Origin of the sequence: Escherichia sp. MOD1-EC5433 (assembly GCF_002966005.1) — a bacterium.
Taxonomy (GTDB): domain Bacteria; phylum Pseudomonadota; class Gammaproteobacteria; order Enterobacterales; family Enterobacteriaceae; genus Escherichia; species Escherichia ruysiae.
The window spans coordinates 48,653-73,209 of record NZ_PTRL01000005.1 but is presented as its reverse complement, the minus strand read 5'-3'; the positions used below and the strand labels follow the sequence as shown (position 1 = coordinate 73,209).

Annotated in this window: 25 protein-coding genes and 4 tRNA genes; 15 read left to right on the top strand and 14 right to left on the bottom strand. The window is 47.2% G+C overall.

What is annotated here, in order from left to right; translation table 11 throughout:
- The first annotated feature begins 1 nt into the window (after position 1).
- The 5 genes from fliO (at position 2) to rcsA (ending at position 3,089) form a co-directional block, all read left to right on the top strand.
- On the top strand, positions 2-367 hold the full coding sequence (gene fliO / locus C3D30_RS11960; protein WP_010351023.1) for a flagellar biosynthetic protein FliO: 366 nt from the start codon (positions 2-4) through the stop codon (positions 365-367).
- The gene (gene fliP / locus C3D30_RS11955) at positions 367-1,104 is read left to right on the top strand and encodes a flagellar type III secretion system pore protein FliP (protein ID WP_001253450.1); all 738 of its coding nucleotides are present in this window, start codon (positions 367-369) and stop codon (positions 1,102-1,104) included. Before fliO ends, fliP begins: the two co-directional genes overlap by 1 nt.
- Before the next feature lie 9 nt (positions 1,105-1,113).
- Positions 1,114-1,383 (top strand): flagellar biosynthesis protein FliQ, encoded by a 270-nt coding sequence (gene fliQ / locus C3D30_RS11950; RefSeq protein WP_000187358.1) that lies wholly within the window; start codon positions 1,114-1,116, stop codon positions 1,381-1,383.
- A 7-nt stretch (positions 1,384-1,390) separates the two neighbouring features.
- Complete coding sequence (fliR, locus tag C3D30_RS11945) at positions 1,391-2,176, top strand: flagellar biosynthetic protein FliR (RefSeq protein ID WP_000942310.1); 786 nt, start codon at positions 1,391-1,393, stop codon at positions 2,174-2,176.
- 289 nt (positions 2,177-2,465) lie between these two features.
- Positions 2,466-3,089: a transcriptional regulator RcsA gene (rcsA, locus tag C3D30_RS11940; RefSeq protein WP_000104007.1), complete on the top strand. Its 624-nt coding sequence runs from the start codon at positions 2,466-2,468 to the stop codon at positions 3,087-3,089.
- Between the two features lie 43 nt (positions 3,090-3,132).
- Here the strand turns inward: rcsA and dsrB are convergent, their stop codons facing one another.
- On the bottom strand, positions 3,133-3,321 hold the full coding sequence (dsrB, locus tag C3D30_RS11935; RefSeq protein WP_000867217.1) for a protein DsrB: 189 nt from the start codon (positions 3,319-3,321) through the stop codon (positions 3,133-3,135).
- Between the two features lie 163 nt (positions 3,322-3,484).
- On the opposite strand from dsrB, the gene yodD reads away from it, so the two are divergent.
- The gene (yodD, locus tag C3D30_RS11930) at positions 3,485-3,712 is read left to right on the top strand and encodes a peroxide/acid resistance protein YodD (RefSeq protein ID WP_010346997.1); all 228 of its coding nucleotides are present in this window, start codon (positions 3,485-3,487) and stop codon (positions 3,710-3,712) included.
- A 296-nt stretch (positions 3,713-4,008) separates the two neighbouring features.
- Entirely contained in the window at positions 4,009-4,824 is an 816-nt protein-coding gene (locus C3D30_RS11925; RefSeq protein ID WP_105286919.1) for a mannosyl-3-phosphoglycerate phosphatase-related protein, read from the top strand.
- On the opposite strand, the gene dgcQ is transcribed toward C3D30_RS11925, so the two are convergent.
- The 3 genes from dgcQ to C3D30_RS11905 form a co-directional block, all read right to left on the bottom strand.
- Complete coding sequence (gene dgcQ, locus C3D30_RS11920) at positions 4,821-6,515, bottom strand: cellulose biosynthesis regulator diguanylate cyclase DgcQ (protein WP_010356097.1); 1,695 nt, start codon at positions 6,513-6,515, stop codon at positions 4,821-4,823. The two genes, C3D30_RS11925 and dgcQ, sit on opposite strands and share 4 nt — an antisense overlap.
- 314 nt (positions 6,516-6,829) lie before the next feature.
- Positions 6,830-7,012 carry a YodC family protein gene (locus C3D30_RS11910; RefSeq protein ID WP_000011631.1) on the bottom strand — a complete coding sequence of 61 codons (183 nt, stop codon included), beginning with the start codon at positions 7,010-7,012 and terminating at the stop codon, positions 6,830-6,832.
- Positions 7,013-7,090: 78 nt separating this feature from the next.
- Positions 7,091-8,008: a DUF808 domain-containing protein gene (locus C3D30_RS11905; RefSeq protein ID WP_000922669.1), complete on the bottom strand. Its 918-nt coding sequence runs from the start codon at positions 8,006-8,008 to the stop codon at positions 7,091-7,093.
- Between the two features lie 171 nt (positions 8,009-8,179).
- Here C3D30_RS11905 and yedA point away from each other — a divergent pair, with 171 nt between their 5' ends.
- The gene (gene yedA, locus C3D30_RS11900) at positions 8,180-9,100 is read left to right on the top strand and encodes a drug/metabolite exporter YedA (RefSeq protein ID WP_001212254.1); all 921 of its coding nucleotides are present in this window, start codon (positions 8,180-8,182) and stop codon (positions 9,098-9,100) included.
- Here the strand turns inward: yedA and C3D30_RS11895 are convergent.
- The 4 genes from C3D30_RS11895 to drpB all read right to left on the bottom strand — a co-directional run bounded on the left by C3D30_RS11895 (position 9,089) and on the right by drpB (position 12,041).
- On the bottom strand, positions 9,089-9,559 hold the full coding sequence (locus C3D30_RS11895; protein WP_000132886.1) for a very short patch repair endonuclease: 471 nt from the start codon (positions 9,557-9,559) through the stop codon (positions 9,089-9,091). The genes yedA and C3D30_RS11895 overlap by 12 nt on opposite strands.
- Entirely contained in the window at positions 9,540-10,958 is a 1,419-nt protein-coding gene (gene dcm, locus C3D30_RS11890) for a DNA-cytosine methyltransferase (protein ID WP_021550946.1), read from the bottom strand. The genes C3D30_RS11895 and dcm overlap by 20 nt, the downstream gene beginning before the upstream one ends.
- Before the next feature lie 66 nt (positions 10,959-11,024).
- On the bottom strand, positions 11,025-11,720 hold the full coding sequence (locus C3D30_RS11885) for a phosphohydrolase (protein WP_001053190.1): 696 nt from the start codon (positions 11,718-11,720) through the stop codon (positions 11,025-11,027).
- Between the two features lie 39 nt (positions 11,721-11,759).
- Positions 11,760-12,041, bottom strand: coding sequence for a cell division protein DrpB (drpB, locus tag C3D30_RS11880; protein WP_016231791.1), 282 nt, complete (start codon positions 12,039-12,041; stop codon positions 11,760-11,762).
- Positions 12,042-12,691: 650 nt separating this feature from the next.
- Between drpB and C3D30_RS11875 the strand changes: the two genes are divergently transcribed.
- Complete coding sequence (locus C3D30_RS11875) at positions 12,692-13,807, top strand: porin (protein WP_016158468.1); 1,116 nt, start codon at positions 12,692-12,694, stop codon at positions 13,805-13,807.
- Positions 13,808-13,893: 86 nt separating this feature from the next.
- On the opposite strand, the gene C3D30_RS11870 is transcribed toward C3D30_RS11875, so the two are convergent.
- Entirely contained in the window at positions 13,894-14,298 is a 405-nt protein-coding gene (locus C3D30_RS11870; protein WP_105286918.1) for a universal stress protein, read from the bottom strand.
- 572 nt (positions 14,299-14,870) lie between these two features.
- On the opposite strand from C3D30_RS11870, the gene hchA reads away from it, so the two are divergent.
- Both hchA and C3D30_RS11860 read left to right on the top strand, forming a co-directional pair.
- Positions 14,871-15,722 carry a glyoxalase III HchA gene (gene hchA / locus C3D30_RS11865; protein WP_105286917.1) on the top strand — a complete coding sequence of 284 codons (852 nt, stop codon included), beginning with the start codon at positions 14,871-14,873 and terminating at the stop codon, positions 15,720-15,722.
- A gap of 298 nt (positions 15,723-16,020) precedes the next feature.
- Complete coding sequence (locus tag C3D30_RS11860) at positions 16,021-17,079, top strand: glycosyltransferase family 9 protein (protein ID WP_105286916.1); 1,059 nt, start codon at positions 16,021-16,023, stop codon at positions 17,077-17,079.
- Positions 17,080-17,174: 95 nt separating this feature from the next.
- Here C3D30_RS11860 and C3D30_RS11855 read toward each other — a convergent pair.
- A tRNA-Asn gene (locus tag C3D30_RS11855) sits at positions 17,175-17,250 on the bottom strand.
- A 100-nt stretch (positions 17,251-17,350) separates the two neighbouring features.
- Positions 17,351-18,148 (bottom strand): DgsA anti-repressor MtfA, encoded by a 798-nt coding sequence (gene mtfA, locus C3D30_RS11850; RefSeq protein WP_016231792.1) that lies wholly within the window; start codon positions 18,146-18,148, stop codon positions 17,351-17,353.
- A gap of 93 nt (positions 18,149-18,241) precedes the next feature.
- On the opposite strand from mtfA, the gene C3D30_RS11845 reads away from it, so the two are divergent.
- From C3D30_RS11845 to amn, 3 genes are all read left to right on the top strand, one after another.
- Positions 18,242-18,331 (top strand) — tRNA-Ser (locus tag C3D30_RS11845).
- Between the two features lie 342 nt (positions 18,332-18,673).
- Positions 18,674-19,990: a shikimate transporter gene (gene shiA, locus C3D30_RS11840; protein ID WP_105286915.1), complete on the top strand. Its 1,317-nt coding sequence runs from the start codon at positions 18,674-18,676 to the stop codon at positions 19,988-19,990.
- Between the two features lie 102 nt (positions 19,991-20,092).
- Positions 20,093-21,547 carry an AMP nucleosidase gene (gene amn / locus C3D30_RS11835; protein ID WP_001060211.1) on the top strand — a complete coding sequence of 485 codons (1,455 nt, stop codon included), beginning with the start codon at positions 20,093-20,095 and terminating at the stop codon, positions 21,545-21,547.
- An 84-nt stretch (positions 21,548-21,631) separates the two neighbouring features.
- Here amn and C3D30_RS11830 read toward each other — a convergent pair.
- Together C3D30_RS11830 and yeeO are read right to left on the bottom strand one after the other, a co-directional pair.
- A tRNA-Asn gene (locus C3D30_RS11830) sits at positions 21,632-21,707 on the bottom strand.
- Positions 21,708-21,807: 100 nt separating this feature from the next.
- Positions 21,808-23,295 carry a toxic metabolite efflux MATE transporter YeeO gene (gene yeeO, locus C3D30_RS11825; protein WP_077630371.1) on the bottom strand — a complete coding sequence of 496 codons (1,488 nt, stop codon included), beginning with the start codon at positions 23,293-23,295 and terminating at the stop codon, positions 21,808-21,810.
- 160 nt (positions 23,296-23,455) lie between these two features.
- Here yeeO and C3D30_RS11820 point away from each other — a divergent pair.
- Positions 23,456-23,531: transfer RNA gene (locus tag C3D30_RS11820), tRNA-Asn, on the top strand.
- A gap of 36 nt (positions 23,532-23,567) precedes the next feature.
- Here C3D30_RS11820 and cbl read toward each other — a convergent pair.
- The gene (gene cbl / locus C3D30_RS11815; protein ID WP_105285081.1) at positions 23,568-24,518 is read right to left on the bottom strand and encodes an HTH-type transcriptional regulator Cbl; all 951 of its coding nucleotides are present in this window, start codon (positions 24,516-24,518) and stop codon (positions 23,568-23,570) included.
- Positions 24,519-24,557 lie beyond the last annotated feature (39 nt).

Here is a 24,557-nt window from a genome sequence, read left to right as displayed (position 1 = left end):
GATGAATAACCACGCCACTGTGCAATCTTCCGCGCCGGTTTCCACCGCACCGCTACTTCAGGTGAGCGGCGCACTAATCGCCATTATTGTCCTGATCCTCGCCGCTGCCTGGCTGGTAAAACGGCTGGGATTTGCCCCTAAACGCACAGGCGTTAACGGTCTGAAAATTAGCGCCAGCGCCTCGCTGGGCGCGCGTGAACGGGTCGTGGTGGTCGATGTGGACGATGCACGGCTGGTACTCGGCGTTACCGCAGGGCAAATCAATTTGCTGCATAAACTTCCCCCTTCAGCACCCACGGAAGAGATACCACAGGCCGATTTTCAGTCGGTCATGAAAAATTTGCTCAAGCGTAGCGGGAGATCCTGATGCGTCGTTTGTTGTCTGTCGCGCCGGTTCTTCTCTGGCTGGTTACGCCCCTCGCGTTCGCCCAACTGCCAGGCATCACCAGCCAACCGCTACCTGGCGGAGGACAAAGCTGGTCGCTCCCGGTGCAGACGCTGGTGTTCATCACCTCGTTGACGTTTATTCCGGCGATTTTACTGATGATGACCAGCTTCACCCGCATCATCATTGTTTTTGGTTTATTGCGTAACGCGCTGGGAACGCCCTCCGCACCGCCCAACCAGGTATTGCTGGGGCTGGCGCTGTTTTTGACCTTTTTTATTATGTCTCCGGTGATCGACAAAATTTATGTCGATGCATACCAGCCATTCAGCGAAGAGAAAATATCAATGCAGGAGGCGCTGGAAAAAGGGGCGCAGCCGCTGCGTGAGTTTATGCTGCGTCAGACCCGCGAAGCAGATTTAGGGTTGTTTGCCAGACTGGCGAATACTGGCCCGTTGCAGGGACCGGAAGCTGTGCCGATGCGCATTTTGCTCCCGGCCTACGTGACCAGCGAGCTGAAAACCGCATTCCAGATAGGCTTCACGATTTTCATTCCTTTTTTGATTATCGACCTGGTGATTGCCAGCGTTTTGATGGCGTTGGGGATGATGATGGTGCCTCCAGCCACCATTGCTCTGCCCTTTAAACTTATGCTGTTTGTGCTGGTGGATGGCTGGCAATTACTTGTCGGTTCGCTGGCGCAAAGCTTTTACAGCTAGAGAGGCAAAATGACACCCGAATCGGTCATGATGATGGGGACAGAAGCGATGAAAGTCGCGCTGGCGCTGGCTGCCCCGCTGCTGCTGGTGGCGCTGGTCACTGGCCTTATCATCAGCATTTTGCAGGCTGCCACGCAGATTAACGAAATGACGTTGTCGTTTATTCCGAAAATCATCGCCGTATTTATCGCCATTATTATTGCCGGACCGTGGATGCTCAATCTGTTGCTGGATTACGTCCGCACCTTGTTCACTAACCTGCCGTATATCATCGGGTAGCCGTGCTATGTTGCAGGTGACGAGCGATCAATGGCTTTCCTGGTTAAGTCTGTATTTCTGGCCGTTACTGCGCGTGCTGGCGCTCATTTCTACCGCGCCCATTTTGAGTGAACGCAGCGTGCCGAAACGGGTGAAACTGGGTCTCGCAATGATGATCACGTTCGCCATAGCTCCGGCATTACCTGCCAACGATGTTCCCATTTTTTCGTTTTATGCCCTCTGGCTGGCAATGCAGCAGATCCTGATTGGCATTGCGCTTGGCTTTACCATGCAATTTGCTTTCGCCGCTGTACGAACCGCAGGCGAAATTATCGGTCTGCAAATGGGGCTGTCATTTGCGACGTTTGTGGATCCTGGTAGCCATCTCAATATGCCCGTCTTAGCACGCATCATGGATATGCTGGCGCTACTGCTGTTCCTGACATTTAACGGTCATTTATGGTTGATTTCGCTGCTGGTCGATACCTTTCACACCCTGCCGATTGGCGGTGAGCCGCTTAACAGCAATGCGTTTCTGGCACTCACCAAAGCGGGAAGTTTGATTTTCCTCAACGGATTTATGCTGGCATTACCGCTTATTACCCTGCTGCTGACGCTGAATCTGGCGCTGGGATTACTTAATCGTATGGCTCCGCAATTATCAATATTCGTTATCGGTTTTCCATTAACTCTGACAGTCGGCATTTCATTAATGGCAGCATTAATGCCGCTAATTGCTCCATTTTGCGAACATTTATTTAGTGAAATTTTTAATTTACTGGCAGATATTATTAGCGAATTTCCAGCAATATGATTCCGTAATGTTTATCGTGTTATCCTAAGGATTATCTGAAAAATAAAATCAGACAACATCTTCCAGGATACTCCTGTAGCGAAATATTTGTTTTAAGCTCACTCACATATCGCAACATTTACTTTACTTTAAGACAATTCCAGGCAAATTATACAACACTTTACGGGATAGTAAGTCCGCCTGAAAAATCGCGAGAGTGGCGCATTAGGTGACCCATGTTGTTCCGTTTAGTCATGATGAAATATTCAGGTAAGGGGAATTATCGTTACGCATTGAGTGAGGGTATGCCATGTCAACGATTATTATGGATTTATGTAGTTACACCCGACTAGGTTTAACCGGGTATCTGTTGAGCAGAGGGGTTAAAAAAAGAGAAATCAACGACATCGAAACCGTTGATGACCTTGACATCGCTTGTGATTCACAGCGCCCTTCAGTGGTGTTTATTAATGAGGACTGTTTTATCCACGATACTTCTAACAGTCAGCGCATCAAGCACATCATTAATCAACATCCCAATACGTTATTTATCGTTTTTATGGCGATTGCCAACGTTCATTTTGATGAATATCTGTTGGTCAGAAAAAATTTATTGATCAGTTCCAAATCGATTAAACCGGAATCTCTCGATGATATCCTTGGCGATATTCTGAAAAAAGAGACAACGATGGCCACTGTTTTAAATATGCCGACGTTATCATTGAGCCGAACCGAATCGAGTATGTTGCGAATGTGGATGGCAGGTCAGGGAACCATTCAAATCTCCGACCAAATGAATATCAAAGCCAAGACTGTTTCATCTCATAAAGGCAATATTAAACGTAAGATCAAAACGCATAATAAACAGGTTATCTATCATGTCGTCCGACTGACGGATAATGTGACTAATGGTATTTTTGTCAACATGCGCTAACACATTCTGACTGGTGGTTTCCCACCAGTCAGGCTGAATGAAATTACTCTGCTTTCTCCACAAAGATACCGTCCTGATGCCCTGCCTCATTAAAGAACCAGATGCCGAGCGGGTAGTCTTCCAGCGAAACCAGGTACATTGTGCCTTCACTAAACTCCTCAACTGCCAGTACCACGCCAGGACGACGCGGACCGCCATCCGTTTTGACTGTTACCCGATCATTCACCTTCATCATTTTCCTCCTGTGGCTTTGTGCCAGTGTAGAACAATTTCGTTTTTCTGGCAGCGTCGGGCGCGCGCGGGTGCTGATTTTCTCGACGGTCTATACTTAAGAGATGCCTGGCTTACATAACGTGTCGGCAGCAACAAATGAGTAACGGTTGCGAGGAAAGATGATGAAGACCGCAAAAGAGTACAGCGATACCGCAAAACGAGAGGTCAGCGTCGATGTCGATGCCCTGCTGGCGGCGATCAATGAAATTAGCGAAAGCGAAGTTCATCGCAGCCAGAGCGATTCAGAACACGTCAGCGTTGATGGGCGTGAATATCATACATGGCGTGAATTAGCAGATGCCTTTGAGCTGGATATCCATGACTTTAGCGTCTCGGAAGTGAACCGCTAAATGTAACATAAAAAAATCCCGACCCTTGTGGGGGTCGGGATGAAACTTGCTTAAGCAAGAAGCACTTAAAAAATTCGTTACACCAGGAAATCTGATGTGTTCATCACCTTATCTGCAATTTTTTTCGCTGACAAGGAAATATTCTTCGCGTGAATGATTAATGTCATTAATGAATGGATCTGTGACCTTCGTCACCCCTTACGGGCTCTGCTACGAGCGGGATCGCTCCCGAAAAATGATTAAAGACAAATCGTGCTATTTTGAGAAACATCCTGGTAAAGGGAGTATGCGCTACCATGCTTTCAATTCAACAACCACTGCTAATTTTCACCGATCTCGATGGCACCCTGTTAGATAGTCACAGTTATGACTGGCAGCCTGCTGCTCCCTGGCTAAACCGTTTACGGGAAGCAGGCGTGCCTGTGATTCTCTGTAGCAGTAAAACGTCGGCGGAAATGCTGTACCTGCAAAAAAACGTAGGGCTACAAGGTTTGCCGCTGATTGCCGAAAACGGCGCGGTGATCCAACTGGATCATCAATGGCAAGATATCGACGGTTTTCCCCGGATCATCTCGGGCATTGCCCATAGTGAAATCAGTCTGGTGTTGAATACGCTGCGCGAGAAAGAACATTTCAAATTCACCACCTTTGATGATGTCGATGATACAACCATTGCGGAATGGACGGGATTAAGCCGCAGCCAGGCGACGCTGACGCAGTTGCATGAAGCCTCAGTCACGCTCATCTGGCGCGACAGTGACGAGCGGATGGCGCAATTTACTGCTCGTCTGAACGAGCTAGGATTACAGTTTGTACAAGGTGCGCGCTTCTGGCATGTGCTGGATGCCTCTGCCGGAAAAGATCAGGCGGCTAACTGGATCATCGCGATATATCAACAATCAGGTGGAAAACGTCCGACGACGCTCGGCTTAGGCGATGGTCCAAATGATGCCCCCTTACTGGAGGTGATGGATTACGCAGTCATTGTGAAAGGGCTAAACCGGGAAGGTGTTCATCTGCAAAATGAGAACCCTGCCCGGGTCTGGCGAACGCAACGAGAAGGACCGGAAGGCTGGCGCGAAGGGCTGGATCACTTTTTCACCGCTCGTTAAGCGTTATCGCTCGCAAAGACCCGATTACGCCCTGCCTGTTTAGCGAGATAAAGCCGACGATCGGCAAGCGACTGTAATTGTTCAAAATCATAATCACCGGTTTCCTCGCTGCTGCTCACACCCAACGAAGCACTAATGCGGATGGTTTTGCTCTTGGCAATCAACATCTCTTTTTCATTCAGCTTCAGACGAATGCGTTCGGCAACTTCTTTTGCCTGCTCCAGGTTAGCGCCCGGCAGAATCACACAAAACTCCTCGCCGCCAACTCGTCCGGCAACATCCTGGGCTCGCAATGAACGGCTAATTAATCCAGCGGCATGTGACAACACACGATCGCCCGCCTGGTGACCAAAGCGGTCATTAATCGCTTTAAAATGGTCAAGGTCGACCTGAATAACAGAAAAAGGATGCTTATGTGTCTGGCACAATTTAGCAAGCGGGCGCGCTTTTTCGAACAGTGCTCCACGGTTATACATGCGGGTTAAGGTATCGTGCCACGCCTGCCATTGCAGCGAACTTTGCAGGACAAACATATTACTTACCATCTGGCGAATCACATACCAGGAGATAAGTAGCATGGTGGTGAAAAGCGCCCACAACAGGGTTAATGCAATGCTTATGCTGCCGAAATCTCCACGTACGCCTTCACTAAGCGTATGGATACGCACTAATACGCCATCGAAATGATCCAGCCGTTCCCAGCTAACATAGCGGCTGTTCATCCGAATACCACCGCGCGTATCGTGTTCAATGTCCTGCGCAAGTGATGCCAGTTCACGAGGGTCAAAGAGATCTTCGCCAGGATGGTCCGGGTTGGACGAGGTCAATAATTTCAGTTTGCTGTCATAGAGTTGATATTCGCCATCGAGATTTTTATCGATAGCATTCTGTAAAAATTGCTGCATTGAACGCACGGGAATACTCATCCCCAATACGCCATACCAGTAATTATTGTTGTCGACCGGCACGCTTACAGTGACCTGTGGCTCTGTAGCATTGTTATGCTCATGCTGAGAGGTAAACCAACGCACCGCGCGTTGACGGTTTTCTCGTTGTGAATGACCGATAAACCAGGGTTGGGTGACAAATTCGTAGTAACGCCCAGGCACATTGCGAATAAATAGCGTCGGCTGCGTTGAAACGTAAAATCCGGCGCGCGAGACATACATCGCCTGTTCAACCATTGATGAGGAGTTGTGCGCCAGGCGTAGTAAGTAACCGACTTCCAGCGCGGCGGTAATTTCATTATCCAGGGATTCATTTTCGCGGGAAAGCAGACTCCCCTCGCTGACTAATGCATCCGAAACGCCGTTTACTGGCAAGGTGCGCCGTCTGTTGAGTTCTATCTGCCAGGCATGTTCATCGCGACGTTGTTCAAACTCGGTAACGGCATTGCGCAGAGAGGTGAAATCGAGCGGCGCAACGAGAGCTTCACGCATCCCGTTACGTAAAAACAATAATTTATCAACGTTATATTGCAGTTGTTTATCAAGCGCGTTGGCAACATTTTCCAGATGGTTACGCTGGCTTGAAATATAGGCATCTTCCAGAACCACCACTTCACGCCAGGTGAGTAACGTTGAGAAGATCAACACCACAATAAAGCAGAGATTAACGACATGACCAGGCCCCAGGCGGCGCGCGAGTTTTTTCAGCCAGCTCTGGTTTTCCATTTCTGTCTCGTGCTGCACCCTGACGACTCCCAACCTGCTTTCTTATGATTCTGGCATAACCTGGCGATAACGTACCGCCAAACAGCAATAATTTTATAATGTTGCCATGATAAGACGCATCAGGCATTCAATGCAGACGCTGGCACAACAGCCGGATGCGGCATGAATGCCTTATCCGGCCTACTTTTGATTCTACCGCCAGACATCGATTATTTTTATAACCCAGGCATGATAAGACTAGCCAGCGTCGCATCAGACATTCAATGCAGACGCTGCACAACAGCCGGATGCGGCATGAAAGCCTTATCCGGACTGGTGTTAATTATACGCTTTCAGGCTTCTTCCGGCGAACGACGCATCTCCCCCGGAACAAGCTCAGTTTCATGAAAGGCTTCCCGTTTGACACCGTAACCGTCATACCAGCGACACTCAACCATGCCGCTGGAATACCCAGTAACAATCATCTTCGGGCCGCCCTCTTTGACCGTCACTTCCTCACTAACCACAAAGCTCATACTCGCCTCCTTTTTTCGAGTGAAACTTGTTCACCTTAGTCGAGAATGGCGAATTTTGCATAATAGCCAATGAGAATATTAATGTGCCTGACCGCGCAATTTTGCTATCGTTTTCACTCCCAACACGACGATACCACCGATGATAAAACCAAGAATCAGATTTAAAACAGTCGGTAATATCATTGCGACCAGTGCACTCTGCTGCCCGGCGAAATGTTCAATCGCATGATGCAGCGGCGCGATGCCATGTATCACAATGCCGCCACCAACCAGGAACATCGCCAGTGTGCCGACGATCGATAACGCTTTCATCAGCCAGGGGGCGATAATCAATAGCCCCTTACCCAATGCTTGCATAACCGTACTGGATTTTTCCGCCAGCCAGTAGCCCAGATCATCAATCTTAACGATGATACCCACCAGACCATAAACCCCCACGGTAACCACCAGTGCGATCCCTGAAAGTACCAGCACCTGATTAAGCAGCGGCGCTTCCGCCACAATCCCCAGCGTGATGGCGACGATTTCCGCAGACAAAATAAAATCGGTACGAATCGCCCCTTTTATTTTGTCCTTTTCAAACTTCAGCGGATCTTGCGCCGCCAGCGCCTCCAGACGCTGCTGACTCTGCGCCGGATCATCTTTGTGCTTACGCGCCTCCAGCATATGCAGCACCTTCTCTACCCCTTCAAAGCAGAGAAATGCGCCGCCAATCATCAACAGTGGCGTAATCGCCCATGGGATAAAAGCACTGATGATCAGCGCCAGCGGCACCAGAATCACTTTGTTGATAAGCGATCCCTTCGCCACGCCCCAGACCACGGGCAACTCCCGATTGGCACGCACACCTGAAACTTGCTGCGCATTGAGCGACAAGTCATCCCCTAATACACCGGCGGTTTTCTTCGCCGCCAGCTTGCCCATCACGGAGATATCGTCCAGCAAAGTGGCGATATCATCGAGCAATGTCAGTAAACTACTCCCGGCCAAAAGCATTCCCTCTCATTTTTATCGTTGACGCGCTAAGTATGAAGCAAAATCAGCCCGGCTGATACTTGCTTCACAGGTCAACATTTTTTTAACAATCAAACGCAATTATATCTCTCGCCAGCGAAATGATTTTCACGTTTACTATGAACCGGCTTTTTATTTCCATCGTGAGGGATTATGCGTTTCCGCCAGTTGTTACCGCTTTTTGGCGCGCTGTTTGCGTTGTATATCATTTGGGGCTCAACCTATTTTGTCATTCGGATTGGGGTTGAAAGCTGGCCACCGTTAATGATGGCGGGCGTGCGGTTTCTGGCTGCCGGTATTTTATTAATGGCCTTTTTACTGCTGCGTGGGCACAAACTGCCGCCACTGCGTCCTCTGCTTAATGCCGCGTTGATTGGTTTATTACTGCTTGCTGTCGGTAACGGTATGGTAACGGTGGCTGAGCATCAAAATGTTCCCTCCGGCATTGCCGCCGTAGTGGTGGCAACAGTACCTCTCTTTACTCTCTGTTTCAGCCGCCTGTTTGGCATTAAAACGCGCAAGCTGGAATGGGTGGGTATCGCCATTGGGCTTGCCGGAATCATCATGCTCAATAGCGGCGGTAATTTAAGCGGCAATCCGTGGGGCGCGATTCTGATTTTGATCGGTTCTGTGAGTTGGGCGTTTGGTTCGGTTTATGGCTCGCGCATTACCCTACCAGTAGGCATGATGGCGGGCGCCATTGAGATGCTGGCGGCAGGCGTGGTGTTAATGATCGCGTCGATGATTGCAGGTGAAAAACTGACGGCGCTCCCTTCTCTTTCGGGCTTCCTTGCGGTCGGATATCTGGCGCTGTTCGGCTCGATCATCGCCATCAATGCTTATATGTATTTAATCCGCAATGTCAGCCCGGCTCTGGCTACCAGCTACGCATACGTTAATCCGGTTGTAGCGGTATTGCTGGGTACAGGGCTGGGTGGCGAAACGCTATCGCGGATTGAATGGCTGGCGCTGGGCGTAATTGTCTTCGCTGTGGTGCTGGTCACGTTGGGAAAATATCTCTTCCCTGCAAAACCCGTTGTCGCGCCAGTCATTCAGGACGCATCACGCGAGTAGATGAATCCCCAGAGTGTCGATCTGCGCGCTGGCGCCCTCGCCGCAGATCCACTCTTCCAGACGCTCGGCAAGCGCCGCATCCGTCAACTTCTCCCGTCCGCGTAACGCACACTCCCAGATAATCAATACACGCCAACCCGATTCCTGTAAGCGGCTAATGTCCCGCTTGTCACGCGTTACATTCTTGCCAATCTTCTCCAGCCAGAACTCAGTGCGTGTAGCAGGCACTTTAAACAGATAGCAGTGATGATGATGCCAGAAACAGCCATGCGTAAATATCACACAGCGATACTCATCGAGGACAAAATCCGGGCGTCCTGGCAGACTGGCATCCTGAACACGAAACGCCAGCCCCTGCTCGGTTAATAAGCTGGCGAGACGTTTCTCGATTGCCGTATCGCGCGTGGCAATCGCGCGCATATTTTTGCTACGCGTGGCCTTATCGTGAACGTCGGTCATGTTGTGCCTCTTGCTGACGCAACGCCACCGCCTGTTTGATTTTTGGCTCAAGCAATTTTGCCACTGCAGCAAATACCGGAACTACCACCGAGTTGCCGAACTGGCGATAGGCCTGAGTGTCAGAAACCGGAATGCGAAATTTTGCTTCATGGGGTGCTTCAAAGCCCATCAAACGTGCGCATTCTCGAGGCGTTAACCGACGTGGACGATGTTGCTGATTCTGCGGATCGTCAAAGTCTTTCTCACCTGTCGCCATATCCCAGCCGCGATCGATTAAAATTTCCGCACCATCTTTGTAATAACGGGCAGAAAGCGTACGCGTAACACTCTGTGGGTTGTTCGGATAAACCATTCCGTAACCGAAGCCGTTTCCGCGCGCCTGATGCTTTTTCGCATAACGATAGAGGTACTTCCACAGTACCGGCGTCAGGATATATTTCGCTTCAACAACCGGGTCCAGTAACTGCGCCAGCGTAATACGTTGTGCCGGATAGCAGCCACTGATATCCCGCAAGGTGAAATCTGCTTTCAAATTCAGATCGCGACGAAAGCCCACCAGCACGATGCGTTCACGGTGCTGCGGCAGAAAATGTTTGCCGTCGATGATTTTCGGATCGTCCGGGCCATTATCTTCGGCATCGGCTACGTCATAGCCCAGTTCATCCAGCGTCTGCATGATGATACGGAATGTTTTGCCCTGGTCGTGGCTTTTCAGGTTTTTGACGTTTTCAAGCACAAATATCGCCGGACGACGGGCATTGATGATACGCACTACATCAAAGAACAGCGTACCCTGGGTATCGCAAGCAAAACCGTGCGCACGACCAAGTGAGTTCTTTTTCGATACGCCAGCCAGTGAAAACGGCTGGCAAGGAAAACCGGCCAATAAAACATCATGTTCAGGAATGTGCTGACGAATATGTTCTGCCGCCGCTTTATCGCTCACGCCCTCTTTATGGCTCAGAGTGATGTCGCGGATATCTTCATTAAAGTGATGCGTCGCCGAGTCGCAATAATGGTTAGCTTTGTAGGTGCGCACCGCATGTTTATTCCACTCGCTGGTAAACACGCACTGACCGCCTATCGATTCAAAACCGCGACGGATGCCACCAATACCGGCAAAGAGATCGATAAAGCGAAACGCATAATGCGGATGATGTGCTGGCGGTTTGGGTAACAACGTTTGCAAATGGGCGAACTCTTTTTCACTCAAACGATGCCACACCGAGTCGTTAGCCAGCGCACGTTTTAAAATCGCCGGACTCCAGTGGTTTTCTCCCACGCCATTAAGTTGCGCTACCAGCGTTTTTACATCATAAATTTGCAGCAGTTTCTCCAGCATTGCCTGTGCGGCATTCCCGGTGCTGTATGAATCGGTTACTGATATATTTTCCTGCATAGATTTAACCGGCCATCTGAGATGGTCGACAGGTTAACATAATTACTTCTGTTTAGGGCTACGCGGTCAGTCAGCCGGCGAAAATGCATCAATCACCGCATGATCCACACCTTCATTCTCGCCCGCCAGTTCGGCACTGAGCTTAGCCATAAACTCCACCAGAAAACGGGCATTATGTTGTGCCAGCAGTTTACCTTTTGCCGTTTGCATAGTTTGTGGTAGTTTCAGCAACTTCGTCTGGAAATGATCCAGCGCGTAGCGTTTATCATCGAGCGGGCGACGTTGCGCGAACGGATCTTCACCGTCAAACAGCGCCACCCCCAATGAGCCTGAAACTGCAAACACGCGCGCCAGACCTATCGCACCTAATGCTTCCAGCCGGTCTGCATCCTGCACGATTTTGGCTTCCACCGTTAAAGGCGTAATTTGCGCGCTGAAACTGTGTGCCGCGATGGCATGGCAAATGGCGTCTATTTTCTCTGGCGGAAAATCAGCAAATTCCGCACTTAAAATGCGACGCGTCTCTTCTGCTGCCAATAATGAGGAACGCTGCCGTTGCGGATGATTTTTCGCCAGAGTCACGACATCATGAAAATAACAGGCGGTTAAAATGACCAGCATATCGACGTCTTCATCTGCCGCCAGTTTCTGCGCTGTCGCCCAGACGCGACGAAAATGACACAGGTCATGAGCCGCGTCCTGGTGTGTGTGATGGTTTTTCAACCAACGTTCAAATTGTGCCTGCCAGTGTTGTAAGTTCATACGCGCTCCGCTGCCAAAGGGTCGCAACCTTAGCAGTTTTTACTCATAGCGTCTGCTTCGCGCAGGCCGTGGTCGGGTGTACCAGGCAATACCACCTAACAATGCCCCTACCATGGCCATAAATAAAAATCCCACTAACGCACCTAACCACTTTCCCGCAGTTGAACCTAAATCACTTTCAAATCCTGACACGGGGGCATCGGGGATCCGACTCATTACCCAGATGTAACGCGCCATCGCCCAGACAAAATAGCCACACCATGTATAGAAAGCCCATAAAGCCAGTTTGCCGCCAGGGCTGCGAGAGAGTCTTTCTTCCATTGTTGTCGAACCATGCTCCATATTAAGTTAAACCGGAAAATTCAGACTTCATGTTGTTATGTGATAAAGGTCACATTTTTCCACATTAGATGAGCCAGTCAAGACTCACTCATTTTTTGAACAAATAGATGATTTTTGTTCAATGGCAATAATTACTGGAAAAACAGTCATAAAAAATTTTATTTAACTTTGATCGTGGTTTTATTAATTCACTAATTCAATATATTAGCGAGGAATACAATTATACCTTTTTTGTTTTCTGTGTCATGATAACTCCGTTATTAGCCTTTTATCGTCTTGTTTATATTTTTGAGCCGGCATGAAGCCGGCTTTTTTTTATGCCATTTTATAATGTGCGCAAGATCACACTCGAGTTTTAGCGAAACAATCATTGACTCAATCCATTCTTATAAAAAACCAATAACTATTTGATATAAACCCATAAACCCTATGAATGTTTGTATTTACAATTCATAATCTTGAATTATATTAAATAGATTAGAAACATTTTGAAATCTTTTAAATACATTTGTTACATGTAATCTTTAAAATAAAATGAACTTCATAGAATAGTATCCAAATGTGCTTTTTTTTGGATAACGGCACTTATTGTTATATTCATGAAGATTATAATCACAAGGGAATACATAATGAAAAGAAAAGTTCTGGCAATGCTGGTCCCGGCGTTATTAGTTGCTGGCGCAGCAAATGCGGCTGAAATTTATAATAAAAATGGCAATAAAGTTGATTTCTACGGCAAGATGGTCGGCGAGCGCATCTGGTCGAACACTGATGATAATAACAGCGAAAACGAAGATACTTCCTATGCTCGTTTCGGTGTTAAAGGTGAAACTCAAATCACCAGCGAACTGACTGGTTTTGGTCAGTTTGAATACAACCTCGACGCCAGCAAACCTGAAGGTTCTAACCAGGAAAAAACCCGTTTAACCTTCGCTGGTTTGAAATATAACGAACTCGGATCTTTCGACTATGGTCGTAACTACGGTGTCGCCTACGACGCTGCAGCTTATACCGATATGTTAGTTGAATGGGGTGGTGATTCCTGGGCTTCCGCTGATAACTTTATGAACGGTCGTACCAACGGTGTTGCAACCTATCGTAACTCCGATTTCTTTGGTCTGGTCGATGGTCTGAATTTTGCAGTTCAGTATCAAGGGAAGAACAGCAACCGTAGCGTTACAAAACAAAACGGTGATGGCTATGCGTTGTCTGTAGACTACAACATCGAAGGTTTTGGTTTTGTAGGTGCATATAGCAAATCTGACCGTACTAATGAGCAAGTTGCTGATGGAAACGGTTCTAATGCAGAATTATGGTCTCTGGCAGCAAAATATGATGCTAACAATGTCTACGCTGCTGTGATGTATGGTGAAACTCGTAATATGACACCGACATCAGTTAATACAGGTGGCTTCGACAACGACGGCAACTCGATAATGCATGATCAACTGATCAACGAAACTCAGAACTTTGAAGCCGTTGTTCAGTATCAGTTCGACTTTGGTCTGCGTCCTTCCTTGGGTTATGTTTACTCCAAAGGTAAGGATATCAAAGGCGTCCCAGGCCATAGATATGTTGACGCCGACCGCGTGAACTACATCGAAGTAGGCACCTGGTACTTCTTTAATAAGAATATGAACGTTTATACAGCGTACAAATTCAATATGCTGGATAAAGATGACGCGGCAATTACTGGCGCAGCAACTGATGACCAGTTTGCAGTTGGTATCGTTTACCAGTTCTAATCAGCCAACGCGCCTCGGCGTGTTACTGTAAAACCTAATACCCGCCTGAGTTCGTCACTCATCGAACTCAGGCTTTTTTATCGTCATCAAATCAGCAACAGCGGCACGCTAAACTGCCGTAGCATATCGACAAAACCCAATTCCTGAGTAGCTCCCAGCACAATAACATCTTCCAGTTGCTGTTCAGCCAGCTCTTTCACTCCTTCCGGAAGAGTACCAAAATAAACATAGGTATGGATAAACCCTTCAGGCAAAACCAACTGTTCTGCCAGTGTAGCTAAACGGCGCAAAGCCTGGTCACGTAGCACATATTCCAGACGATGCATGTCAGAAACATATCCCCGCTCCAGTATCCTTACATACTCCGGTATAAAGCCAAGCAAATGAACATGCCCTGATGAAACATTGGCGAAAAATTGCGCATGACAAAACGCTTGCTCTCTATCATCCCGGGAAAAGACATTCACCGGAATAACAATATTTCGGTACATAGAAAATCCCTGAAAACATCTGAATATAAAAAGAATTTACATTATTATTAATTTATCTGTTAAATTTTATACTTACGCCATAAATACAGCATCATTGGGCACATTAAATCAGCTGCGCCTTAGCCACTCCTGGCAGAGCAGCTCCAGGCAGCTCCTGTAATTATCACATCTGATGACATGTAATTAATCATATCTGTCATCAGTTAAACCTTAATCTGGATCATCATTTTTTCGCGACTAACGGCCTTACAGGGCAGTTTCATCATTATTTTTTTGCTAAAAATCTTATCGACGAATCTTGCAATCCCCCACTATGATGAGGGTATGCAATCTCATCTTTTCTGAAAAATGAACTAAAATACATTGCTACACTTTGAGTTTTTTATTGCAAATAAGGTGGAATCGGTGAGATCACTATTCGATAATAGCTGTGTGTTTACCCAACCGTATTTAACATCCTCCCCTACCGCTTTCGGTATATTGACTCATTTTACGCTCCTGGTTAAATATAGCACCCAGCTCAGTCGCGAATATAGTGACTAACCTACCTAAGTAACAATAAGGAATACACTATGACTGTTCAAACAAGTAAGAATCCGCAGATCGATATTGCTGAAGATAATGCGTTCTTCCCTTCAGAATTTTCGCTTAGCCAATATACCAGTCCGGTATCTGACCTTGATGGTGTGGACTATCCAAAACCGTATAGCGGCAAGCACAAAATTCTGGTGATCGCCGCTGACGAACGCTATTTGCCGACCGATAACGGTAAACTGTTCTCAACGGGCAACCATCCGATTGAAACGTTGCTGCCGCTGTATCACCTGTATGCAGCAGGTTTCGAGTTTGAAGTTGCGACCATTTCCGGCCTGATGACGAAGTTTGAATACTGGGCTATGCCGCACAAAGATGAAAAAGTGATGCCATTCTTTGAGCAACATAAATCTTTGTTCCGCAATCCGAAGAAATTAGCAGATGTTGTCGCCAGCTTGAACGCAGACAGCGAGTACGCAGCAATTTTTGTTCCCGGCGGTCATGGCGCTCTCATTGGCTTACCGGAAAGCAAAGAAGTTGCAAGCGCTTTAAAATGGGCAGTTGAAAATGACCGTTTTGTTATCTCCCTCTGCCATGGTCCGGCTGCGTTTCTGGCGCTTCGCCATGGCGATAACCCACTAAACGGTTATTCCATTTGTGCGTTCCCTGACGCCGCAGATAAACAAACGCCAGATATTGGCTATATGCCTGGTCATCTGACCTGGTACTTTGGTGAAGAACTGAAAAAAATGGGAATGAATATCATCAATGATGATATTACTGGCCGGGTACATAAGGATCGTAAACTTCTCACCGGAGACAGTCCTTTTGCGGCAAATGCACTGGGTAAACTCGCAGCACAGGAAATGTTGGCTGCGTACCAGGGTTAATCGGACATCACTTACGGTATAGTAAAAAAGTGGGGGTATTTCCCCCACTTAGATAATCACTCTGATTGCTGACGTTTTATCTCTTCTCTTACCTTCACTTAGCATCGACTTCAGATTGAAATGTACATTGAAGCTATGCAATACAAGTATTTTTGCGATACAAACATAATTTAATTGAATAATTAAAAATTAATAATAGAAATAAATTATGTATTATCTCGCTATTTAGCGATTTTAGAAAACGACTATCTCTGATAAACTCCATCACGTTTTAACCAGTAGGGAAGCGAGGTTGGAAATGTCGTTAGTGTCAATTTTTAGACGCATTGCATTCAGTTATTATGATTATTCATGTAAAAATATCAATATTGCAAATACTGAATTTGTGGTCATTCACATCCCCGACCAAATTGGTGATGCAATGGCTATTTACCCCATAATTAGATCGCTGGAATCACATAAAATAAAACATTTATTAATTGTCACATCTACAATTAATAAAGCCGTTTTTGATTCGCTTTGTCTTAAGGAGACTAAATTAACATTAGTCAGTATGACAATGCAGGATCATGCCAGCTTTAGCGAAATAAAAATTCTGGCGCAAAGTATAAGAGAGCAATACGGTACACCGGATCTCTGCATTGAAGCTATGCGCAAGAAAAACCTGAAGACAATGTTGTTCATAAGTCATTTAAAAGCCAAAACCAATTTACAAGTTGTGGGTTTAACAATGAAATGTTATTCCTCCTTATGTAAATCGGCGTCGAAAATGGACCAGTCTCTTCGGGCGCCAGTACCAATGACATGGGCATTCATGATGCGAGAAGCTGGTTTTCCGCCTGTCCGTCCCTTATTTGAACTGCCGATCAACAAAGAGGTAATAAACGAGGTACGTTATGAGCTTACCTCATTGGGTGCATATATTGCTCTTAATCTTGATGGTAGTATTCAGGAGAGAACTTTTTCAGGCTCAATAGCTCAAAAACTAATAGCTATAATTAAAAATGAAATAAATATGCCAATTGTCATTGTTCATGGCCCGAATGGTACTGAAAAAGCAATAGAACTAACGCAGTGTTTTGACAATGTCTATCATTTATCATTGTCACCTTCAATACCACGTTCTGCCGCTGTCATAAAAGATGCTTTTCTCGCAATAACACCTGATACTTCTATTTTACATATGACAAGTGCTTATAATATTCCTGTCATCGCAGTATATGCCGATTATAAAACACGCTGGCCTGCTATGGCAGATATTTCAGAGACGATTGTGGTAGGGAAAAATATTGATCACATCAATCTGAATGAGTTCAGAAATACGATAAAAAGAATTATCGCAAAAATTCAGCCCTGATGTAGTTATCAGATTTAAGGGAGGTTAGATACGAGCCCGGTTATGGCTAACATTGAAAAGCAAAAAGCCTGCTCGAAAGCAGGCTTTTCAAAATTTGGCTCCTCTGACTGGACTCGAACCAGTGACATACGGATTAACAGTCCGCCGTTCTACCGACTGAACTACAGAGGAATCGTGAGAACGAGGCGAATATTACTGAGTGGCACTGCGAGTGTCAACACTAAAATTCACACGTTATTTCAATCGGTTAATTAAGCAACAAAATTGATATTTAATGAGCATCTGGTGCTGAATATGTGCCTCGTTCATTCGCATTTCGCAGTCTTTGCAGCGGTTCCTGCTGATAAAATTGGCAGAAACGTTGCCACAGCGAGGGGAAGCGAGGAGCAAAAAGCTCCGGGGCGCTAAAAAAGTATTCGGAAAGCACGGCAAAACATTCTGCAGGGTCACTGGCGGCATAAGCATCAATGCTGGAGGCATTTTCGCCCACTAATTCAATTTCGTCCTGAATGTTATTCATCGCCGCGTGAAGATCGTGTTCCCAGCCCGCGACTTCACGTAAAGGAATAAAGGGGACACCACTGGCGCGATCGCCGTTCCGGGTGTCCAGTTTATGTGCAACTTCGTGGATAATCAGATTAAACCCAGAGGCATCGAAAGAATCCTGTATATCGAGCCAATTCAGTACGATGGGGCCTTGCTGCCAGCTTTGACCTGACTGAACGATGCGTTGATTATGTACCAGTCCTATATCGTCTTCCCATTCATCATCTACCACAAATGGCGCTGGGTAAATTAACACTTCATGGAAACCATCCAGCCATTCCAGCCCCAGCTCCATAACAGGTAAACAAAACAGCAAGGCGATACGACCGCTTTTCAAAGCGTCAAGTTCAACCCCTTGTAAAGGAACCAACCGTTTTTGTTGCAAAAAACGTCCAGCAAGAGTGACTAATTTGTTTTGCTCCTGCTCAGTCAAACTTGTCAAAAGAGGTATCGACAAAGCTTCCTTCCACGGAATTGCATCATCATGAACGGTTTCTTGTACTTTCCAGGGCCACTTAATCATCGTTTTGCTCGCAAACTCGTCACTTGAACAAAATTGCACGGACAGGGACTGTTAAAATGCCAAATTTCCTGGCATCATTGCAACAATCTGAACGGAGAGATGCCGGAGCGGCTGAACGGACCGGTCTCGAAAACCGGAGTAGGGGCAACTCTACCGGGGGTTCAAATCCCCCTCTCTCCGCCAATCATTCAAACAATTAGCCCATCCCGTGTCAGTGACACAAATCTCATTGAGAAAATTCGAAAAATTCATCTGCGAAAATAACGCCAGCAAGTAGCCAGTGCTACCTTAGCGATCACATTTTTCTGTCTTTTGATTTCTAATACGCACCTGAATCCACAATTTTCTTCGTTTCCAGCACATTACAGTAGCCCCTATCCGTCCTCCATGCTCATTTTCGGGTATAAAAATATTTGCAGATGCTCTCTGTCGCGGTAGTCTCATAAGGTTCGTTTATAGATCGACGGCAATGTGAGTTACCTTTTTCCATACTAATTATAAAAAGACAGTACAGACAGGAACACTATGGACTCCACGCTCATCTCCACGCGTCCCGATGAAGGAACGCTTTCGTTAAGTCGCGCCCGACGAGCTGCGCTAGGCAGTTTTGCCGGTGCCGTCGTCGACTGGTACGATTTTTTACTCTATGGCATTACTGCCGCACTGGTATTTAATCGAGAGTTTTTCCCGCAAGTGAGTCCGGCAATGGGAACTCTCGCAGCGTTTGCCACTTTTGGTGTCGGATTCCTTTTCCGTCCGCTTGGAGGTGTCATTTTCGGTCATTTTGGCGACCGCCTGGGGCGTAAACGCATGTTGATGCTGACTGTCTGGATGATGGGGATCGCAACAGCATTGATTGGTATTCTTCCTTCATTCTCGACTATTGGCTGGTGGGCACCGATTTTACTGGTGACGCTGCGTGCTATTCAGGGATTTGCCGTCGGCGGCGAATGGGGAGGCGCAGCATTGCTGTCCGTTGAAAGCGCGCCGAAAAATAAAAAAGCCTTTTACAGTAGCGGTGTACAAGTTGGCTACGGTGTAGGGTTACTGCTTTCAACTGGACTGGTTTCTCTGATTAGTATGATGACGACTGACGAGCAGTTTTTGAGCTGGGGCTGGCGCATTCCTTTCCTGTTTAGCACCGTACTGGTGCTGGGGGCATTGTGGGTGCGTAATGGCATGGAGGAATCCGCTGAATTTGAGCAACAGCAACACAATCAAGCGGCAGTGAAAAAGCGCATCCCTGTTATCCAGGCACTGTTACGACATCCAGGGGCTTTTCTGAAGATTATTGCGCTGCGACTGTGCGAGTTGCTGACGATGTATATCGTTACCGCCTTTGCGCTTAACTACTCAACCCAGAATATGGGGCTGCCACGCGAATTATTCCTGAATATTGGTTTGCTTGTGGGAGGGTTAAGCTGCCTGACAATTCCCTGTTTTGCCTGGCTTGCCGATCGTTTTGGTCGCCGCAGGGTTTATATCACTGGCGCAGTTATCGGAACCTTAAGCGCGTTTCCTTTCTTCATGGCGCTCGAGGCTCAATCCATTTTCTGGATAGTCTTCTTCTCCATTATGCTGGCGAATATTGCGCATGACATGGTGGTTTGTGTGCAACAACCGATGTTCACAGAAATGTTTGGTGCCAGTTATCGCTACAGCGGCGCTGGGGTCGGATATCAAGTTGCCAGTGTGGTTGGTGGTGGGTTTACCCCTTTTATTGCCGCCGCCCTCATTACTTATTTTTCCGGGGACTGGCATAGCGTCGCAATTTATTTGCTGGCTGGATGCCTGATTTCCGCAATGACCGCTTTGTTGATGAAAGACAATCAACGCATCTGATGGTCTGGCGAAGATCATTCGATCTTCGCCTTACACTTTTGTTTCACATTCCTGTGACATACTATCGGATAGTGCGGTAATTGTATGGAACAGGAGACACACATGAATAATAAGGGCTCCGGTCTGACCCCAGCTCAGGCACTGGATAAACTTGACGCGCTGTATGAGCAATCTGTAGTCGCTTTACGCAATGCCATTGGAAAATATATTAAAAGTGGTGAATTGCCTGATGAAAACGCCCGCAAGCAAGGTCTTTTTGTCTATCCATCACTGACCGTGACCTGGGACGGCTGCGCCACAAACCCTCCCAAAACACGCGCATTTGGACGTTTTACTCACGCTGGCAGCTATACCACCACTATTACCCGCCCTGCTCTCTTTCGTTCGTATCTCAATGAACAACTAACGTTGCTGTATCAAGATTATGGTGCGCACATCTCCGTGCAACCCTCGCAGCATGAAATCCCCTATCCCTATGTCATTGATGGCTCTGAACTGACACTTGATCGATCGATGAGCGCCGGGTTAACACGTTACTTCCCGACAACAGAACTGGCGCAAATTGGCGATGAAACTGCAGACGGCATTTATCATCCAACGGAATTTTCTCCGCTATCGCATTTTGATGCGCGCCGGGTAGATTTTTCCCTCGCGCGGTTACGCCATTATACCGGCACGCCCGTCGAACATTTTCAGCCATTCGTTTTGTTTACCAACTACACACGTTATGTGGATGAATTCGTTCGTTGGGGGTGCAGCCAGATCCTCGATCCTGATAGTCCCTACATTGCTCTTTCCTGTGCTGGAGGGATATGGATCACCGCCGAAACAGAAGCCCCTGAAGAGGCGATTTCTGACCTCGCATGGAAAAAACACCAGATGCCAGCATGGCATTTAATCACTGCCGATGGTCAGGGTATTACTCTGGTGAATATTGGCGTGGGTCCGTCAAATGCTAAAACCATCTGCGATCATCTGGCGGTGCTACGCCCGGATGTCTGGCTGATGATTGGTCACTGCGGTGGATTACGTGAAAGCCAGTCCATTGGTGATTATGTACTTGCACATGCTTATTTACGTGATGACCACGTTCTTGATGCAGTTTTGCCGCCCGATATCCCTATTCCCAGCATTGCTGAAGTGCAACGCGCGCTTTATGACGCCACCAAATTGGTCAGTGGCAGGCCGGGTGAGGAAGTTAAACAGCGGCTACGTACTGGCACTGTAGTAACTACTGATGACAGGAACTGGGAATTGCGTTACTCGGCTTCTGCGCTTCGTTTTAACTTAAGTCGGGCCGTAGCGATTGACATGGAAAGTGCAACCATTGCAGCACAAGGATACCGTTTCCGCGTGCCATACGGGACGCTACTGTGTGTTTCAGATAAACCATTGCATGGTGAGATTAAACTTCCCGGCCAGGCTAACCGTTTTTATGAAGGTGCAATTTCCGAACACTTGCAGATTGGCATCCGGGCAATTGATTTACTGCGCGCTGAAGGCGATCGACTGCATTCCCGTAAACTACGAACCTTTAATGAGCCGCCGTTCCGATAATGAGTTCAGATCCTTTGCGTCAGGAAAAGATGTGAAGGATTTTAAAAGCAAAAAGCCCGCTATCAAAGCGGGCTTTTCAAAATTTGGCTCCTCTGACTGGACTCGAACCAGTGACATACGGATTAACAGTCCGCCGTTCTACCGACTGAACTACAGAGGAATCGTGAGAACGGGGCGAATATTAACGATGCCTATCCGCATTGTCAAAGCCTGTTTTTTAATTTTGAAATCGTTTGCTGAAATATTCTGCGTTTTGTCGTTTATTCCGACACGGCTGGCTTTTTTTCACACTTTTCATGTTCAGTGCGAGGATATTTCCATAGCCAGCGCCCGGTCACCATCCGCCAGTAAAACAACACAGCACGCACGGCCCAATCGGCAAACATCCCCATCCAAACGCCAACCACGCCCCAGCCAAGCATAATTCCCAGCGCATAACCTACTACCACTCGGCATCCCCACATGCTCAACATAGAAACCCACATGGCATAGCGGGCATCACGAGCACCTTTAAAACCCGCAGGTAATACCCATGAGGCGGACCAAATAGGCATAAACAACGCGTTTAGCCAAATAAGAATCACAACCACGTGTTTAACCTGGGGATCCTGGGTATAAAACGACGCCATAACCCCCGCAAAAGGAGCCGTTAACCAGGCTATCGCTGTTAACCCAAGGGTGGACAACCAGAAAACATGCCTCAACTGTATTTCTGCTTGCGCTATCTGCCCTACTCCCAGCCTTCGACCAGTAATTATCGTAGAAGCAGAACCGAGCGCACTCCCAGGTAAATTGATAAGAGCCGCAATCGAAAAAGCGATAAAATTCCCGGCAATAACGCTGGTTCCCATACCGGCAACAAACATTTGTGTTAATAACCGGCCACTGGTAAATAATACTGATTCAACACTCGCTGGAATACCAATTCCCATAACTTCCCAGATAATGCTGAAATTCAATGGCTTAAAATAGCTCTTTAACGAGATTCGTAGCGCAGGATTAAAGCCAATCGCCAGTACCCACAAAATTGCAATTGCGCCAATATAACGGGAAATAGTTAATCCCAGCCCAGCCCCAACAAACCCCAACCCCTGCCAGGAGAAAAGCCCGTAAATCAATATACCGCTAATAATAATATTAAAAATATTCATGCTACCGTTTATAAGTAACGGTATTTTCGTATTCCCGGCACCACGAAGTGCCCCACTGCCAATCAAGGTGATGGCAGCGGCTGGATAACTGAGCACCGTCAGTTCCAGATAAGTCAACGCCAGTGCTTTAACCTCTGTCGTGGCATCACCTGCAACAAAATCGATAATTTGCTCACCAAAATGATGAATGAGAATTGCCAACAGCACGGCAAATAACGTCATGATCACCAGTGATTGCCGTGTTGCTACTCTGGCTCGCCGTCGATCACGTTTACCGAGACTAAATGCCACAACGACAGTAGTACCAAGATCGATAGCAGCGAAAAAGGCCATAATGACCATATTGAAGCTGTCCGCCAACCCAACGCCCGCCATCGCATCTTTTCCCAGCCAACTGACCAGAAAAGTGCTCAGCACGCCCATCAACAGGACACAGGCATTCTCCATAAAGATAGGAACAGCAAGCGGAGTTATTTCGCGCCAGAACAACACTTTGTAACTCTTACGTTTTGAGTGCCAGCGAGTGTGGCGAACAACCTGGCGTAAAGCTGAGGGGATATTCAAAGCCGACCTTAATTGCAGAAAGTGAAACCACATTTCAAATAATGAGGGAGAATCAGAAAAGCTGCAAAGATTTTCGCCGACAAATTGTCTGCAAATGCAACAAACTGTTGATAGAAACGGCAAACGGTTGAGGAATTTAAAAAACGGGTTTGACAAAAGATTTTTCGCCGTTAAGATGTGCCTCAACAGCGATTCCTCTGTAGTTCAGTCGGTAGAACGGCGGACTGTTAATCCGTATGTCACTGGTTCGAGTCCAGTCAGAGGAGCCAGATTCTGAAAAGCCCGCTTTGATAGCGGGCTTTTTGCTATATCTGATAATCAATTTCCTCTTCACTATTTTCCATCACCTGCCGCTTAATATCCTCAACCGACAATCCAGCATTGCACAGTTCCAGAAAGCGCCAGACGTAGTTACGCTGCAGTTGTCCTCGCTTCAGACCCAACCAGACGGTACTGGCATCGAAAAGATGGCGAGTATCCAGACGAATTAAATTCTCTTCCTCTTGCTCACCGCTGGATTGTTCGGCAACTAATCCTATCCCCAAACCGAGGGCGACATAGGTTTTGATGACATCAGAATCCTGAGCACTCAATACAATATCTGCCAGTAAACCTTTGCGGACAAATGCATCATCAATACGCGAGCGGCCTGTAATTCCCTGTCGGTAAGTGATCAACGGCCACTTCGCTATTGATTCCAGCGTCAATGGCGTAATTTGTGTTAAAGGATGATCGACAGGAACGAGCAAACTATGATGCCAACGAAACCAGGGGAAAGCGACGAGTTGGGGATCATTGCTCAAACGCTCACTGGCTATACCAATATCAGCTCCGCCGTTTTGTAGCAGGCTAGCAATTTCCTGCGGCGTCCCCTGGATAAGCTCGAGTCGCACTTCGGGGAATAGTTCGCGGAAGGCTTTAATGACCCCAGGCAAGCTGTAACGAGCCTGAGTGTGCGTCGTTGCAATAGTGAGTACGCCAGATGTGTCGTTGGTAAACAGGTCTGCAAGCCGACGAACATTACTGGCTTCATTCAGAATACGTTCTGCAATGACCAGTAATGCTTTACCCGGTTCAGTCATACCAAGCAGCCGCTTGCCACGACGAACGAATATTTCGATACCAAGTTCATCCTCCAGCTCTCGAATATGACGGCTGACACCTGACTGTGAGGTAAAGAGCATATTCGCGACCTCTGTCAGATTGTAATCCTGACGGGCAGCTTCGCGGACTATCTTTAGTTGTTGGAAATTCACGGTAAACTCCGGGCATATAAGACATCCATTATTGTTAGA